The organism is Aeromonas sp. QDB39, from assembly GCF_027707585.1.
Taxonomy (GTDB): Bacteria; Pseudomonadota; Gammaproteobacteria; order Enterobacterales; family Aeromonadaceae; genus Aeromonas; species Aeromonas hydrophila.
On record NZ_JAPCIV010000008.1, the window covers coordinates 38,575 to 52,521 of the forward strand.

A 13,947-nucleotide genomic window follows, 5' to 3' on the forward strand; every position below is an offset into this window, starting at 1 on the left:
CGGTAAATGGTCGGTCAGTGGCGGATGTCATGGGGTGTTGCTAGCCCCGGGTGAGCGGGGTCAGCCCCTGCGCACGGGCACACTCATGGGCAAAGGCGAGCAGTGCCGGGTCATCGAGTGGCTGCAGGGGCGCCTGATAGGGTTGGTCGAGCAGGGCGTATTTGCCTGCGCCCAGGGTGTGGTAGGGGAGAAAGTGGATCTCCTGCACTGTGCCAAGAGTGGCGGCAGCTTGGGTAATGGCCTCGATGGAGGCGCGGTCGGCATTGAAGCCGGGGATGAGCGGCACCCGGATCTGCATGGCCACGCCGCGCTCGGCCAGACGCTTGAGGTTGGCCAGGGGCAGGGCGACCTTGCCGCGGGTCCAGTCGAAGAAGCGCTCCTCATCCACATGCTTGAGATCAGCCAGCAGCAGGTCGAGGTGGGGGAGGCTAGGTTCAATCTGGTGCCAAGGCACGTGCAGGCAGCTTTCTACCGCGGTATGCAGTCCCTCGGCCTTGCAGCGGGCCAGCAGGCTGGCGGCAAATTCGGGCTGCATGAAGGGCTCGCCGCCGGAGAGGGTGACCCCGCCGCCGCTGCGCTCGAAGAAGGGGCGATCCCGCAGGATGGTGGCCATCAGGGTGTCCAGACTCTCCTCCCGGCCGCACACCTGCAGCGCTTCGCTGGGGCAGAGGCCGCGCAGCCGTTCCACATCCTGATTGCCGAGGGCTGAGCGGGTGAGCTGGACACCCTGGCTGTCACGCAAGATTGCCGGGCAGGCATCGCTGCAGAGCCGGCATCCCTCGATGCATTGGCGCCGGTCGAGTAGTATGTCCGGCTTGGGAGAGCGGCTTTCCGGGTTTTGACACCAGCGACAGGCCAGCGAGCACCCCTTGAGAAACACCAGGGTGCGAATGCCGGGGCCATCGTGAGTTGAATAGCGTTGCAGGTCGAAAATCATACCGCCTCCTTTTGTTTTTGCATTCTATTTTCTTTCGTTCGAAAGTTGATTTGATTTTGATCAAACAATGTGCGGATGTTATCTCGCTAGAATGGCGACAGATTGAACATCCCATTAAGGAGTCAGAGATGGAGCTTTATCTCGATACTGCCGATGTGGCTGCGGTGCGCCGCTGGTCACGGATCCTGCCGCTGGCCGGCGTCACCACCAACCCGTCCATTACCGCGGCAGGCGGTATGCCGCTGACCGAGTTGCTGCCCGCCCTGCGGGAGGTGCTGGGTCCCAAGGCGCGGCTGTTTGCCCAGGTGATGGCCAAAACCGAGACCGAGATGGTGCGCGAGGCATTTGCCCTGCGTGAGCTGGACCGGGACCTGGTGATCAAGATCCCGGTATGTGAAGAGGGGCTGGCGGCCATCAAGACCCTGACGGCCAACGGGGTACCGACCCTGGGCACGGCGGTCTATACCCCGCTGCAGGGCTGGCTGGCGGCGGTGGCGGGGGCGGAATACGTGGCGCCCTACGTCAACCGGCTGGATGCCCAGGGGGGCGATGGCATCGCCACCGTACAGGAGCTGCAACAGCTGCTGGCGCTGCATGCGCCGCACAGCAAGGTGCTGGCGGCATCGTTCCGCACTCCGCGCCAGGCGCTTGACTGCCTGCTGGCGGGTTGCCAGTCCATCACATTACCGCTCGACGTGGCCGAACAGTTGCTGCGGGTGCCGGCGGTGGATGCGGCGCTGGCGAAGTTTGACGAGGATTGGCAGCGGGCGTTTGCCTGAGGCTGCTTGAAGGCAGGATGAAGGGGCGACAGGCGGGCTAAGCTAGAAGAGAGGGCCCGCAGTGATGGGCCACTATCGATGGCTGATCGGAGGTGCCCCATGAGCGACCATACCCTGCTGCCCCATGGTGAAGATCTGCGCCGCGCCGTGCGCTGGCTCAGCGAGCACCATCAACACGACATCCGGGCCATCGAAGAGGCCTGCATCCGCTTCGATCTGTCGCCGCTGGATGAGGAGTTTCTCATCCAGCACTGCGTCGAGCGGTTGCGGGAGGGAGATGCCGACTAGACGAAGTTGGCGAGGTTGATGCCGAACTCCTTGGGATCGACCGTGCTCTCGATGGTTTCCTGCACCCCGTTCTTGGCCAGATCCAGCCACTGCACCTCGAGGTAGTGGCGCTGGGTCCCGTGATAGATCACCTTCACCACCGGTTTGAGCGGCTCATGGGGATTGCGCTGCATGACGATGGCCAGCCGCTGGTTGGAGAGCTGCACCAGCGTCCCCACCGGATAGACCCCCATGCACTTGATGAACTTGGTGACCAGTTCGGCATCGAAGTGGTGGTTGATCCCTTTGAGCAGAATGCGAAAGGCCTGGGTTGGCTGCATCCCCTGCTTGTAGACCCGATCCGCCGTAACGGCGTCATAGACATCGACGATGCCGCTCATGCGGGTATAGAGCGAGAGCTGCTCGCCTTTGAGCCGCTGCGGGTAACCGGTGCCGTCGAGCCGTTCGTGGTGGTTGGCGGCCACCTCCAGCATGGTGGCGGTGATGCCGGGGGTGTTGCTCAGGATCTCGTAGCTGTGCACCACGTGCTGGCGCATGACGGCGAACTCCTCGTCGGTGAGCTTGCCCGGTTTGTTGAGCACCTCGTCCGGGGTCATGATCTTGCCCACGTCGTGCAGCAGGCCTCCCAGGGTCAGCTCCTTGAGCACGCTGCGATCCAGGTCCAGATAGCGGCCGAAGTTCGCCAGCAGGATGGCGACGTTCATCGAGTGCTCCATCAAGTAGGCATCCTTGGCGCGAATGCGGGCCAGACAGAGCATGGCGTCACCGTGGGTGAACATGGTGTCCACCATCTCCTCGGCGACCGCCGCCAGCGGCGTGATGTCGATGGGCTCCCCCGCCTTGAGATGGCGGATGAACTTGCCCTGCAGCTCGCGGGCCTCCTGATAAAGCCGGCGGATCTTCAGCTCGCGCCCCTCGCTGTTGCCGCTGCCGGAGGGACGCTGGGTGCTGGCCGGGGAGATGGCCGGGTCGGGGGAGATGACCTGCTCGATGCCGGGCAGCTTGCTGCGGGCGAGATCGACCCGCACCGTGAGTACGCCACGCTTGACCAGATCGTTGATCTGCTGGCGGGTGGTCACCAGCCCCATCTGGGCAATCTCCATGCCGCCGGTCTGGCTGATGATGGCGATCACGTACATGCCGGGTTGCAGCTGGTTGACGGGAATAACGGGATGAGGTGTTTGCGACTTCATACGGCTTCCTGAACTTTATTATTATGCGTAACGTTAGGCCCTCTGTTGGCAGTCTAACACCGGCGCCCCGGTTCGTCATGGCGACATGCGTGGCGGCCGCGGTGCTTAGTGCTGGAGTTGTCGGCCCCGGCCGATATAATGACGCCCCTTTCTTGATGGACTCTGAGGTTGTGCATGCGGCTCGATAAATTTCTTTGCGATTGTTCCGACTTGACCCGCTCGCTGGCGGGCAAACTGATCCGGCAGGGAGAGGTGATGGTGGACGGTATCGTGGTCAAGCAGCCCGCCTTCCACATCAACGAGCAGAGCCAGGTGGAATTTGACGGTGTCACCCTGACCCTGGATCAGCGCAATCGCTACTTCATGCTGCACAAGCCGGAAGGGTATGTCTGCTCCAACGAAGATCCGGATCACCCCACCGTGTTCTTCCTGATGGATGAGCCGGCCATGGGCAAGCTGCACGTGGTGGGACGGCTCGATCTCGACACCACCGGCCTGGTGCTGGTGACCGACGACGGCCAGTGGTCCCATCGCATCACTTCCCCCCGTCACGAGTGCGCGAAGACCTACCACGTCTGGCTGGCCGACCCGGTCAGCCCGGATGCCATTGCACTGTTTGCCGAAGGGGTGCTGCTGCGCAGCGAGACCGAGAAGACCCGGCCGGCCCAGCTGGAGATCCTGGGAGAGTGCGAGGCGCGTCTGACCATCCACGAGGGCAAGTACCATCAGGTGAAGCGGATGTTTGCCGCCATCGGCAACAAGGTGGTGGGACTGCACCGGGAGCGGGTGGGTGACCTGACGCTGGATGAAGAGCTGGCACCGGGCGAATATCGCGAGCTCACCGCCGACGAGATCGCCCGGTTCTGACCCTTCTGGAGTCAGTGTCCGCTGGCTCCCAGTACCAGCGTGGTGCCCAGGGTCGCCAGCAGGGCGCCGGCCCAGGCCGCCAGGGAAGGGCGCTGGCCCGAGTGCCACCACAGCAGTGGCAACAGGATCACCGGCGTGGTGGAGGAGAGGATCGCCACCATGCCGACGTCTCCCTGGCGCAAAGCGACCAGGATCAGCGTCATGCCCATGGCCATCGCCAGAAAGCCGTTGATGCCGATCATCCCCAATACCTGGCGGTTGATGGGGTTGTGCGGCAATGACAGCGGCACTCTCAGCGCACGCAGGGTGCAGTGGGCCAGCAGGGCGCTGCCCATGCGGATGCCGGAGGCGCTGATCGCATCCACGGTGCCACTCATCATCACCGGTTTGGCGATGATGGCACCCAAACTTTGGCAGAAGGCGGCGGTCAGGCCCAGACCGATGCCGATGACGAGATGGCCGCGTACCTGTTCCCATTCATTCTGCTGAGCATTGCCACGGCGGCCGAACAGGATGGCCAGCATGACGCCGGCAAAGACCAGCATGGCCCCCACCAGTCGCCAGCCACCGAGCTGCTCACCAAACAACCAGAGGCCGAGCAGGGCGGAGAAGAGGGCATGGCAGGAGAACAGCAGGCCGCTGCGTCTTGGCCCCAGCCGGTTCATGCAGGCAAACAGGGCGGTGTCGCCAACGAAGATGCCGATCAAGCCCGACAGTGCCAGCAGGGGCAGGGCGCTCTGGGTCAGGGTCTGCCAGCCACCGGTGGCCAGACTGGCCGACCCCAGCATCAGGCTGACCAGCAACATGCGCCAGCGGCTGTAGGCAAATGCTCCCAAGTGGCGCGCCGGTTTGACGGAGATAAGGGCAGCTATCGCCCATAAACTGGCTGCTGCCAGTGCCAGCCACTCGTACCCCATAAAAACTCCTGAAAATGTAGCCAGATGAAGGACGCAGGCGACAACCGCTCGCACCTCATAAAAAACTACGGAAAAAAATAGCCCGAGAGACTCCATCTCTTGGGCAAGCCCGATACAATACGGGGCGTCTTCGGGGATAACAAGCGCGGCATCATGCATTCGTATTCAGGCGCGCCGCCGGCCTTCCCCCTTCTTGAAATAAGTGTTTTGAACGAGGTTTATGTCATGGTTTTGTGCCCCGCTTCCCGGCCAGCCCGTCGCTGGCTTCCTCCCATGCTGCTGGGTCTGCTGCTGGCGCCGCCGCTGCAGGCGACCACGGTATCCCAGGAGCCTGCGCTGTCTGATCGCCAGACCCTGGTCAAGGGCAATGGCGCCGAACCCGAGTCCCTCGATCCGGCCCAGATCCGCTCCGGTTTTCCCGGTGAAGTGGTGCTGGTGGACTTGTTCGAGGGGCTGGTGAGCGAAGATGGGCAGGGGCGGATCGTGCCGGCCCAGGCCCAGCGCTGGGAGACCAGCGAGGACGGGCTGGTCTGGCGTTTCTTCCTGCGCCCCCAGCTCAAGTGGTCCAATGGTGACGCGCTCACCGCCGCCGATTTCGTCTATGCCTGGCGTCGTCTGCTGGATCCGGCCCAGGCCTCGCCCTCAGCCGGCCTGCTGCTGGCGACCGGCATCAACAATGCCCAGTCCATCTATGCCGGTGCGCTCGATCTCAACACCCTGGGGGTGGAGGCGGAAAGCGACCAGATCCTCAAAGTGACGCTGGAGCGGCCGGTGCCCTACTTCCTGCAACTGATAAGCCAGCGCCCCTTCGTGCCGGTCAACCAGAAAGCGGTCAGCCAGTTTGGCAAGCAGTGGACACAGCCTGGCAAACTGGTGAGCAACGGTGCCTACAAGCTGGTGAACTGGGTGCCCAATGAGCGCATCGAAGCCGAGCGCAACGTCCAGTACTGGGATGATGCCCACACCCGGATCCAGCGGGTGACCTACCTGCCGCTCGCTTCCCAGCATGCCGAACGGCTGCGCTACGAGGCGGGGGAGATCCAGCTCACCAACAAGGTGGCGCTGGAGTATTACCAGAAGACCAAGGAGGCGACCCCCGAGCGGATCTGGGGACTGCCGCTATTGGGCACCTACCTCTACACCTTCAACCTGCGTCGCCCCGAGCTGCAGGATGTGCGGGTGCGCCAGGCGCTGGCCATGACCATCGATCGGCACCTGTTGACCGAGAAGGTCAGCGGGCAGGGAGAGCAGGCCGCCTGGTCGCTGCTGCCCGGCATGCCGGGCTACGAGGCGCTGAGCTCCCCCCTGGCCCTGCAGGATCAACCGACCCGGTTGGCCAAGGCGGCGGCGCTGCTGGCCCAGGCGGGCTATGACAGTCAGCATCCTCTCAAGCTGACGCTCACCTACAACACCTCGGAGAATCACAAGAAGCTGGCGCTGGCGGTCGCGTCCATGTGGAAGCCGCTGGGAGTCGAGGTGACGCTCAACAACATGGAGTGGAATGCCTATCAGGTGGCCAAAGACAGCGGCGATTTCATGCTGGCCCGCTCCTTCCTGTTCGGGGATTACGTGGAGCCCTCCGCCATGCTCAACAGCTTCCGCTGCCAGGATCCCCAGAACGAGAGTGGTTACTGCAACCCGACCTTCGACGGCCTGCTGCAGCAGGCGGCTGATACCCTGGATGGCAATGCGCGAACCGGGCTCTACCACCAGGCCGAGCAACTGTTGATGGACGAGATGCCGGCCATTCCCGTCTATCACTACAACCAGATGCGGCTGGTGGATCCCACCCTGCGCGGCCTGCCGGTACAGAACCTCAAGGGGGCGATCGCCACCAAGGATCTCTACTTCAGCCAGCAGTAAGGAGCTTGCCATGAAAATTGCCATTCTTTCCGACCTGCACGGCAGCCTGAGTGCGCTGGAGCGGGTGCTGGACCAGCTTGTCCCCTGGCAGCCGGATCACTACCTGCTGCTCGGCGATCTGCTCAACCACGGCCCGCGCAACCCTGTGCCGCCGGGCTATGCCCCTGCGGCCGTGGCCGAGCGACTCAACACGCTGGCTTCCCGCGTCATGGCGGTACGGGGCAATTGTGATTCGGAAGTGGATCAGATGCTGCTGGATTTCCCCATCACCGCCCCTTACAACCAGATGCTGGTGGATGGTCGGCGCTGGTTCGTCAGCCACGGCCATCTCTATCGGCCTGCAGAGGTACCGCTGCCTGCCGGCAGCCTGTTCATCAGCGGTCACACCCATTTGCCCGTGCTGCAGCGCGAAGGGGAGCTGGTGCTGATGAACCCGGGATCCATCTGTTTTCCACGCGGCAACCTGGCGGCAAGTTATGGCCGCTACGAGGATGGGGTGCTCGGGATCCACGCCTGTGCGGACAGCGAAGTGCTGTTGCGGCTGGAACTGTAAAAGAGAGGGGGTTGGGATGGTCGTGCTGCGGAGCAGCCAGCCGTCATAACGGGGAAGTCAGGCCTTGATGCCGATGGAGCGGGTACCGGAGCGGGTATTGCCCTTGGCGTCATAGGTCAGGGAGTTGCGATCCCGCAGCTTGCTCAGGTAGCTGGCCAGCCGGCGGTTGGAGACGATGCTGAGCTCGAGCAGGCGCCCGTTCAGATCGTTCTGTTCCTGGCAGGCATCGAGTTTCTCACGCAGGGTGCGCATCTGCTCGGGGTAGGCGTTCAGTTGCTGTTTCAGGTCTGGCTGCTGCGCCATGGCCTTGTCCAGCTCTTCAATATCGGCAAGCAGCTTCTGCTTGCGCTCTGCCAGCTCGGGCAGCGCCAGCGCCTGGTGCTGCTTGAGCAGGTTGAACTCCTCCTCCAGCAAGCCTTGCATCTGGGAGAGGTAGTCGTCTTGAGTGTGCAGCAGCGAAGGTAAATCCATTATCCCAGCAACTTGTCGAGGTTGGATTCGAAGCTGAACATCTTCTTGGCCACAGCTTCACTGTTGACCTGATATTCACCATTGGCCACGGCTTTCTTCAGGCTCTCGACCCGGCTTTCATTGCCGGTGGAGGCTGAGTTGAGGTTCTTCTGCATCTGTTGCAATTGCTGCGCCTCGCTGGTCAAGGAGACGGAGTCGGTCTTGACGGTCGCCGCACGGTTATCGGGGGACGAGGTCGCTGGTTTGGTATTGGCACCCTGGCTGCTTCCGGTATTTTGCAACCGGTTGTTCGCCAAGTTGTTGATATTGTTAATAGCCATAGTGTTTACCTTCGTCTGCTTTGCTGTTCGCTTACCTGTTTATCGGTGGTCATCGCCATAACTTTAGAAAAAAAGTGATCTGAAAAACACTCAGAAGGTGACCACCACGGAGCCAACAGCGTTGACTTTACCCTGCACCGTTTTGCCTGAGCGGATATTGACGAGCCTGATCATGTCTCCGAAGCTGCCATCTTGCAAGGCTCGGGCCATGGTTTTGATTTGCATGCTGCTATTTTCTGCGCTGAGGGTCACCTGATCGCCCTTGCAGACCACGCAGACCTGACTGAGCCGGATAGGCTGGCCTGGCTTGAGTTCGCGCTTGCTACGCACGCCAATGAGCGCCGTGGTATCGCTGAGATAGTCGCCGCGGATCAGCGTCTGATCCTGATAGGCCTGCGTCAGCACGCTTTCGCTGAGGATATCGCCCTTGGCCACCGGGGTGGAGACGGTCACATAAGGCTTCTGTATGCTGACCCGCACCGGCAGGTAGAGATCCCAGGGCTTCTCTTCCTCACATTTGAGGTAGACGGTGGTATTGCGGCGGATCTCCATCTTGGCGGGCAGCGTGATGGCAAGATGTTCGTCGCAGCGACTCAAAGGCAGGCGCTCATCGATGGAGGCTGCCTGCACCTGTACCTGGGCATCGAGCGGGACATCGAGCTGGCCGAGCACAAAATCCTGCGCCTTTTCTTGCAAGTAACTGGTCACCTCGGATGCCGTGGCGTGAGAAATGCTGCAAAACAGCAGTAAGGTGAGGAAAAGTCTACTAATCATTTTCGCTCGCTGGCCGATAAGTTGTTCACGTATATCACCATATTTAACTATGCTTGCTTCAGAATTCGTTCGCAGTGACATCGATAGTCTGACGCAAGCCAACACGCATGCATGATTAATGCCAAGCGTTTTTAGGGAGTGTTTATGGCCAGTATCCTGGACTCGGTCAACCAACGTACCCAGCTAGTTGGGCAAAACCGGCTGGAGTTATTGTTGTTTCGTCTCAATGGACGTCAAAGATTTGGCATCAACGTATTCAAGGTACGTGAAGTGTTGCAGTGTCCTCCCTTGACTGTCATGCCCAAGCTGAACTCCTGCATTCGCGGGGTGGCCCATATTCGCGGCCAAACCATCTCGGTGATCGATCTCAGCATGGCGATGGGCAAGCGCCCGATCGAAGATCTGACCAAATGCTTCATCATCATCTCCGAATACAACCGCTCCATTCAGGGCTTCCTGGTGCACTCGGTCGAGCGCATCATCAACATGAACTGGGAATCCATCCTGCCGCCACCGAAAGGGGCGGGGCGCATCAACTATATGACGGCAGTGACCGAGGTCGACGGTGAGTTGGTCGAGATCCTGGACGTGGAACGCATTCTCAACGAAATCTCGCCGGTATCGACCGAGGTCAGCAAAGAGCTGGTGGAAGCCAGCGTGGAACATCCGACCCTGGGACGCCCGGTGCTGGTGGCTGATGACTCTTCCGTGGCTCGCAAGCAGGTACAGCGTGCGCTCGAAGCCATTGGCGTGCAGTGCGTATTGGCCAAGGATGGGCGTGAAGCGCTCAACATGTTGCTGGAGATGTCCAAAAACGGTCCCATCAAGGATCAGATCGCCTTGGTGATTTCGGACATCGAGATGCCGGAAATGGATGGTTATACTTTTACCGCCGAGATCCGCAACAATCCCAATCTCAAGGACTTACATGTTATTCTGCACACATCCCTCAGTGGGGTGTTCAATCAGGCCATGGTGCAGAAAGTTGGTGCGAACAATTTCATTGCCAAATTCCAGCCGGATGAATTGGCCAAGGCCGTACAAGGCGCACTCTAATCAAGAAGAACAAACTGCATGAAGACACTTTCGGACGACTTATACAAACAATTCAGCAATTTTCTGGCGGTACAGAGCGGAATCGTGCTGGGTGACAACAAACAGTATCTGGTCAAGAGTCGGCTTTCACCCTTGATGACTCAGTTTGGTATTGAGAGTCTGTCTGATCTGGTTACTCGAGCGATGAGTGTGCGTGAGCGTGACTTGAAAATGGCAGTGGTTGATGCCATGACTACCAACGAAACCCTGTGGTTTCGCGATACCTACCCCTTCCAGCTGCTGACGGACAAGATATTTCCCGAGCTCGGCAAGAGTGGCCGACCGATCAAGATCTGGTCTGCGGCCTCCTCTTCTGGGCAGGAGCCGTATTCCATTGCCATGACTGCCCTGGAACAGCAGGTAAAAAAACCAGGCACCTTGCCAGGTGGGGTGCAGATCGTCGGGACTGATATTTCCAGCACCATGCTCAATCAGTGCAAAGAAGGGGTGTACGACAGTCTGGCGCTGGCTCGCGGTCTGTCACCCGAACGCAAGAAGCTGTTCTTCGAACCTTATGGTGACAACAAGATGCGAGTGGTGGAGCGTGTCAGAAAATTGACCACCTTCCGGCCATTGAACCTGCTGGAGAGCTACAGCCTGCTTGGCAAGTTCGACATCATCTTTTGTCGTAACGTGCTCATCTATTTTGCACCGGAAGTGAAGTCCAAGATCCTCAACCAGTTTGCTGCCAGCCTCAATCCCGGCGGCTATCTGATGCTGGGGGCTTCCGAGTCGCTGGCCGGGTTGACCGACAGGTTCGAGATGATCCGGTGCAACCCCGGCATCGTCTACAAGGTTAAATGATCCCCGCTTAAATCCCTCTTTGGCACACCTCTTGCTAATAATTTCTCAAGCAGGAGGTGTGCTATGGCAATTTCATTCGACAAGGCATTTGGTATTCATCAATACACGCTGAGCGTTCGCTCCAAGCGTGCAGAGGTGTTGTCCAGCAACATTGCCAACGCGGACACGCCGGGCTTCAAGGCTCGGGATATCAACTTCTCGCAAGCATTGGAAGAGGCCCAGCAACAACAGGGCTTTGGCCTTGCCACGACCAGTGAGAAACATTTCGCCCTGCAGATGGATGCCCCAGGCGTTACGCAATATCGCAATCCCCTGCAGCCCGATACCGGTGATGGCAACACGGTCGACGTGCAGCAGGAGCGCAGCGAGTTTTTGCGTAACAGCCTTGAATACCAGACCTCCCTTGAATTTATGAACAGCAAGATCAGCGGCCTGCTGAAGGCCTTGAAAGGAGAACAGTGATGAGTTTGTTCAAGGTCTTTGACATTGCAGGCTCGGCCATGAGTGCACAGTCTGTTCGCCTCAACACGGTAGCCAGCAACATGGCCAACGCCGACAGCGTCAGCTCCAGCGTGGAAAAAACTTACCATGCCAGGCGGCCAATTTTTGCCGCCCAGCTGGATCAGGCCATGTCGGACAAGCAGGCGTCGGCCGGGGTTGAAGTAAAGGGGATTGTCGAGAGCGAGGCCCCCTTGCTCAAGGAGTACAACCCCAACCACCCCATGGCGGATAAAGACGGCTTCATCTTCAAGCCCAACGTCAACATGGTGGAAGAGATGGCGGACATGATCAACGCTTCGCGCAGCTATCAAACCAATGTGCAGGTTGCAGACTCTGCCAAGAAGATGCTGCAGCAGACGCTCAACCTCGGCAAGTCCTGACAGGGGGACGCATAGATGGCAGATACAACCAGTGGCGTGAACGGCATCGGCCGCACGACCACCCAGACCACGGGCACGACATCGACGCCCAAGAAGGAGCTTGATCAGGAGTCGTTCCTGAAGCTGCTGACCATGCAGCTCTCCTATCAGGATCCGTTCAAGCCGGTGGACAACGCCCAGATGCTTTCCCAGATGACCTCCATGTCGACGTCACAGGGGATCAGCAGCCTCTCCAACCAGATTGGCAGCCTCAATAGCTTGATGACCTCCAGCCAGGCGCTGCAAGCCTCGGCGCTGGTGGGACAAAACGTCTTGCTGCAGAGCAATGTGGGTTACCTGGAAAAAGACGGCTCTTTGCCCGGCGTGGTCGCCGTGGGCACAGAAAACAAGTATTCGAACGTCAAGATCACCATCGAAGACGAAAGCGGACAGGTCATCAAGGAGTTTCCGCTGGAAGGTGACCAGAAGGGCAACGTCGAAATCGTATGGGATGGCAAGGACAAGGACGGCAACCCGGCCAAAGAGGGCAAATACACCCTCAAGGCAAACGGCACCGTGGACGGGAAGTCGGAGAGTGTCCCGATCTTTGCCTATGGCAAGGTCGACAGCGTGATCCTGGGTACGGCAAGCAATCCGACTCAGCTCAATTTGAAAGGCCTCGGTACAACAAGCCTGAACAGTATCTTGCAGATTGCAGGTACGGTGAAAACACCATCAACCCCCACGCCAACAGCATCGATCTAAGGAGCTGGATATGTCATTTAACAATGCCTTGAGCGGTGTCAACGCGGCACAAAAAGATCTGAACGTTACCGCCAACAACATTGCCAACGTCAATACCACGGGCTTTAAAGAGTCTCGTGCCGAGTTTGCAGACGTCTACGCTAACTCCATCTTCGTCAATGCCAAGACCCAGGTCGGCAATGGTGTGGCAACGGGGGCGGTGGCACAACAGTTTCACCAGGGGGCGCTGCAGTTCACCAACAACGCCCTTGATTTGTCCATTCAGGGCAACGGCTTTTTCGTGACGTCGGACGGTCTGACCAACCTGGATCGTACCTTTACCCGGGCCGGCGCCTTCAAGCTGAATGAAAACAGCTACATGGTCAACAATCAGGGCAACTATCTGCAAGGTTATGAAATCAACACGGATGGGACGCCCAAGGCGGTCAGCATCAACGCCACCAAACCGATTCAAATACCGGATCGGGCGGGTGAGCCCAAAATGACCGAGCTGGTGGAAGCCAGTTTCAACCTGAGTATCGAGTCGAAAACCAAACCAACGTCACCGGCTTCGTTTGATCCAACCAACTCGGCCACCTTTGCCCACTCAACCTCGGTGACAATTTATGATTCGCTTGGTGCTCCCCATGTGATCACCAAATATTTTGTCCGCCATGAGGATCCGGCTGCCCCGGGAACGCCGCTGACACCGGGTACCTGGAGCATGTACATGTATGAAGGGAACAAGCCCATCGATATCGCTGGTGGTTCACCCAGCCCGGCCGCAGGTATCCCCACAGGCGTGAAGATGACGTTTACCTCCGGCGGTAAATTGGATCCCACGCTGACTGTTCCAGCTGACCCGATCAAAACCGTCGCCCTTGGCACGGCGGCCGGTATCATCAATAACGGTGCAGATCCCACCCAGACATTGGAGATCCGTCTCGGTGATGTGACTCAATACAGCTCACCTTTCAACGTTACCAAACTGACTCAGGATGGTGCCACCGTTGGCAATCTGACCAAGGTTGAGATTACGCCGGACGGCATTGTGTCGGCGACCTACAGCAATGCGACGACGTTGAAGGTTGCTATGGTGGCACTTGCCAAATTCGCCAACTCGCAAGGATTGACCCAGGTCGGTGATACCTCCTGGCGCCAGTCTCTGCTGTCTGGTGATGCGTTGCCCGGTACCCCCAACTCGGGTACCTTGGGTAGCATCAAGTCCTCTGCGCTGGAGCAATCCAACGTGGATTTGACCTCCCAGCTGGTCAACCTCATCACCGCGCAGCGCAACTTCCAGGCCAACTCCCGTTCGCTGGAAGTGAACAGCTCCTTGCAGCAGACCATACTGCAGATCCGCTAATCATCCTCTTATTAACAAAGGGCGCTTCGGCGCCCTTTTTCATGGGTATTTGCCGCCTTGGCGACCCGAGGTAATGGGGATTGGCATTCAAATTGCAGTTCCTCTGTCAGAGTCAT

At 59.3% G+C, this 13,947-nt stretch carries 17 protein-coding genes; 11 read left to right on the forward strand and 6 right to left on the reverse strand.

The genetic code is table 11. From position 1 onward, the window contains the following. Positions 1 to 40 precede the first annotated feature (40 nt). A complete protein-coding gene (locus PG899_RS06265) occupies positions 41 to 937 on the reverse strand; it encodes a glycyl-radical enzyme activating protein (RefSeq protein WP_024944820.1) in 897 nt (298 codons plus the stop codon). 128 nt (positions 938 to 1,065) lie between these two features. On the opposite strand from PG899_RS06265, the gene fsa reads away from it, so the two are divergent. Both fsa and PG899_RS06275 read left to right on the forward strand, forming a co-directional pair. After that, on the forward strand, positions 1,066 to 1,716 hold the full coding sequence (gene fsa / locus PG899_RS06270) for a fructose-6-phosphate aldolase (protein WP_024944821.1): 651 nt from the start codon (positions 1,066 to 1,068) through the stop codon (positions 1,714 to 1,716). 99 nt (positions 1,717 to 1,815) lie between these two features. After that, the gene (locus PG899_RS06275; RefSeq protein WP_024944822.1) at positions 1,816 to 2,004 is read left to right on the forward strand and encodes a hypothetical protein; all 189 of its coding nucleotides are present in this window, start codon (positions 1,816 to 1,818) and stop codon (positions 2,002 to 2,004) included. Here the strand turns inward: PG899_RS06275 and PG899_RS06280 are convergent. After that, positions 2,001 to 3,197: an HD-GYP domain-containing protein gene (locus tag PG899_RS06280; protein WP_024944823.1), complete on the reverse strand. Its 1,197-nt coding sequence runs from the start codon at positions 3,195 to 3,197 to the stop codon at positions 2,001 to 2,003. The genes PG899_RS06275 and PG899_RS06280 overlap by 4 nt on opposite strands. 174 nt (positions 3,198 to 3,371) lie before the next feature. Between PG899_RS06280 and rsuA the strand changes: the two genes are divergently transcribed. Beyond that, the gene (gene rsuA, locus PG899_RS06285) at positions 3,372 to 4,064 is read left to right on the forward strand and encodes a 16S rRNA pseudouridine(516) synthase RsuA (protein WP_016351327.1); all 693 of its coding nucleotides are present in this window, start codon (positions 3,372 to 3,374) and stop codon (positions 4,062 to 4,064) included. Between the two features lie 11 nt (positions 4,065 to 4,075). On the opposite strand, the gene PG899_RS06290 is transcribed toward rsuA, so the two are convergent. Then, a complete protein-coding gene (locus PG899_RS06290) occupies positions 4,076 to 4,981 on the reverse strand; it encodes a DMT family transporter (RefSeq protein ID WP_270697272.1) in 906 nt (301 codons plus the stop codon). A gap of 273 nt (positions 4,982 to 5,254) precedes the next feature. Between PG899_RS06290 and PG899_RS06295 the strand changes: the two genes are divergently transcribed. Next, positions 5,255 to 6,844 carry a peptide ABC transporter substrate-binding protein gene (locus PG899_RS06295; RefSeq protein WP_226031493.1) on the forward strand — a complete coding sequence of 530 codons (1,590 nt, stop codon included), beginning with the start codon at positions 5,255 to 5,257 and terminating at the stop codon, positions 6,842 to 6,844. A gap of 10 nt (positions 6,845 to 6,854) precedes the next feature. Further along, positions 6,855 to 7,397, forward strand: a complete 543-nt coding sequence (yfcE, locus tag PG899_RS06300; RefSeq protein WP_101615494.1) for a phosphodiesterase — start codon at positions 6,855 to 6,857, stop codon at positions 7,395 to 7,397. 57 nt (positions 7,398 to 7,454) lie between these two features. Here yfcE and PG899_RS06305 read toward each other — a convergent pair whose 3' ends face one another. The 3 genes from PG899_RS06305 to flgA all read right to left on the reverse strand — a co-directional run bounded on the left by PG899_RS06305 (position 7,455) and on the right by flgA (position 8,884). Continuing rightward, positions 7,455 to 7,868, reverse strand: coding sequence for a flagella synthesis protein FlgN (locus PG899_RS06305; RefSeq protein ID WP_101615492.1), 414 nt, complete (start codon positions 7,866 to 7,868; stop codon positions 7,455 to 7,457). Then, positions 7,868 to 8,188 (reverse strand): flagellar biosynthesis anti-sigma factor FlgM, encoded by a 321-nt coding sequence (flgM, locus tag PG899_RS06310; RefSeq protein WP_011706648.1) that lies wholly within the window; start codon positions 8,186 to 8,188, stop codon positions 7,868 to 7,870. The genes PG899_RS06305 and flgM overlap by 1 nt, the downstream gene beginning before the upstream one ends. 90 nt (positions 8,189 to 8,278) lie before the next feature. Then, positions 8,279 to 8,884 carry a flagellar basal body P-ring formation chaperone FlgA gene (flgA, locus tag PG899_RS06315; protein WP_017410414.1) on the reverse strand — a complete coding sequence of 202 codons (606 nt, stop codon included), beginning with the start codon at positions 8,882 to 8,884 and terminating at the stop codon, positions 8,279 to 8,281. A gap of 222 nt (positions 8,885 to 9,106) precedes the next feature. On the opposite strand from flgA, the gene PG899_RS06320 reads away from it, so the two are divergent. The 6 genes from PG899_RS06320 (at position 9,107) to flgE (ending at position 13,831) form a co-directional block, all read left to right on the forward strand. Continuing rightward, a complete protein-coding gene (locus PG899_RS06320; protein WP_011706646.1) occupies positions 9,107 to 10,018 on the forward strand; it encodes a chemotaxis protein CheV in 912 nt (303 codons plus the stop codon). Positions 10,019 to 10,036: 18 nt separating this feature from the next. After that, complete coding sequence (locus tag PG899_RS06325) at positions 10,037 to 10,861, forward strand: CheR family methyltransferase (RefSeq protein WP_011706645.1); 825 nt, start codon at positions 10,037 to 10,039, stop codon at positions 10,859 to 10,861. 63 nt (positions 10,862 to 10,924) lie between these two features. Next, positions 10,925 to 11,323, forward strand: coding sequence for a flagellar basal body rod protein FlgB (flgB, locus tag PG899_RS06330; RefSeq protein ID WP_011706644.1), 399 nt, complete (start codon positions 10,925 to 10,927; stop codon positions 11,321 to 11,323). Then, the gene (gene flgC / locus PG899_RS06335) at positions 11,323 to 11,742 is read left to right on the forward strand and encodes a flagellar basal body rod protein FlgC (RefSeq protein WP_011706643.1); all 420 of its coding nucleotides are present in this window, start codon (positions 11,323 to 11,325) and stop codon (positions 11,740 to 11,742) included. Before flgB ends, flgC begins: the two co-directional genes overlap by 1 nt. Before the next feature lie 15 nt (positions 11,743 to 11,757). After that, positions 11,758 to 12,486, forward strand: a complete 729-nt coding sequence (locus tag PG899_RS06340) for a flagellar hook assembly protein FlgD (protein WP_011706642.1) — start codon at positions 11,758 to 11,760, stop codon at positions 12,484 to 12,486. Between the two features lie 10 nt (positions 12,487 to 12,496). Then, positions 12,497 to 13,831, forward strand: a complete 1,335-nt coding sequence (gene flgE, locus PG899_RS06345) for a flagellar hook protein FlgE (RefSeq protein ID WP_077095376.1) — start codon at positions 12,497 to 12,499, stop codon at positions 13,829 to 13,831. Positions 13,832 to 13,947: the final 116 nt, after the last annotated feature.

What these genes read in the sequence shown, in the direction of transcription:
- PG899_RS06265 (WP_024944820.1), bottom strand. Translation starts at nt 937, where the DNA reads ATGATTTTCGACCTGCAACGCTATTCAACTCACGATGGCCCCGGCATT.
- fsa (WP_024944821.1), top strand. Translation starts at nt 1,066, where the DNA reads ATGGAGCTTTATCTCGATACTGCCGATGTGGCTGCGGTGCGCCGCTGG.
- PG899_RS06275 (WP_024944822.1), top strand. Translation starts at nt 1,816, where the DNA reads ATGAGCGACCATACCCTGCTGCCCCATGGTGAAGATCTGCGCCGCGCC.
- PG899_RS06280 (WP_024944823.1), bottom strand. Translation starts at nt 3,197, where the DNA reads ATGAAGTCGCAAACACCTCATCCCGTTATTCCCGTCAACCAGCTGCAA.
- rsuA (WP_016351327.1), top strand. Translation starts at nt 3,372, where the DNA reads ATGCGGCTCGATAAATTTCTTTGCGATTGTTCCGACTTGACCCGCTCG.
- PG899_RS06290 (WP_270697272.1), bottom strand. Translation starts at nt 4,981, where the DNA reads ATGGGGTACGAGTGGCTGGCACTGGCAGCAGCCAGTTTATGGGCGATA.
- PG899_RS06295 (WP_226031493.1), top strand. Translation starts at nt 5,255, where the DNA reads ATGCTGCTGGGTCTGCTGCTGGCGCCGCCGCTGCAGGCGACCACGGTA.
- yfcE (WP_101615494.1), top strand. Translation starts at nt 6,855, where the DNA reads ATGAAAATTGCCATTCTTTCCGACCTGCACGGCAGCCTGAGTGCGCTG.
- PG899_RS06305 (WP_101615492.1), bottom strand. Translation starts at nt 7,868, where the DNA reads ATGGATTTACCTTCGCTGCTGCACACTCAAGACGACTACCTCTCCCAG.
- flgM (WP_011706648.1), bottom strand. Translation starts at nt 8,188, where the DNA reads ATGGCTATTAACAATATCAACAACTTGGCGAACAACCGGTTGCAAAAT.
- PG899_RS06320 (WP_011706646.1), top strand. Translation starts at nt 9,107, where the DNA reads ATGGCCAGTATCCTGGACTCGGTCAACCAACGTACCCAGCTAGTTGGG.
- PG899_RS06325 (WP_011706645.1), top strand. Translation starts at nt 10,037, where the DNA reads ATGAAGACACTTTCGGACGACTTATACAAACAATTCAGCAATTTTCTG.
- flgB (WP_011706644.1), top strand. Translation starts at nt 10,925, where the DNA reads ATGGCAATTTCATTCGACAAGGCATTTGGTATTCATCAATACACGCTG.
- flgC (WP_011706643.1), top strand. Translation starts at nt 11,323, where the DNA reads ATGAGTTTGTTCAAGGTCTTTGACATTGCAGGCTCGGCCATGAGTGCA.
- PG899_RS06340 (WP_011706642.1), top strand. Translation starts at nt 11,758, where the DNA reads ATGGCAGATACAACCAGTGGCGTGAACGGCATCGGCCGCACGACCACC.
- flgE (WP_077095376.1), top strand. Translation starts at nt 12,497, where the DNA reads ATGTCATTTAACAATGCCTTGAGCGGTGTCAACGCGGCACAAAAAGAT.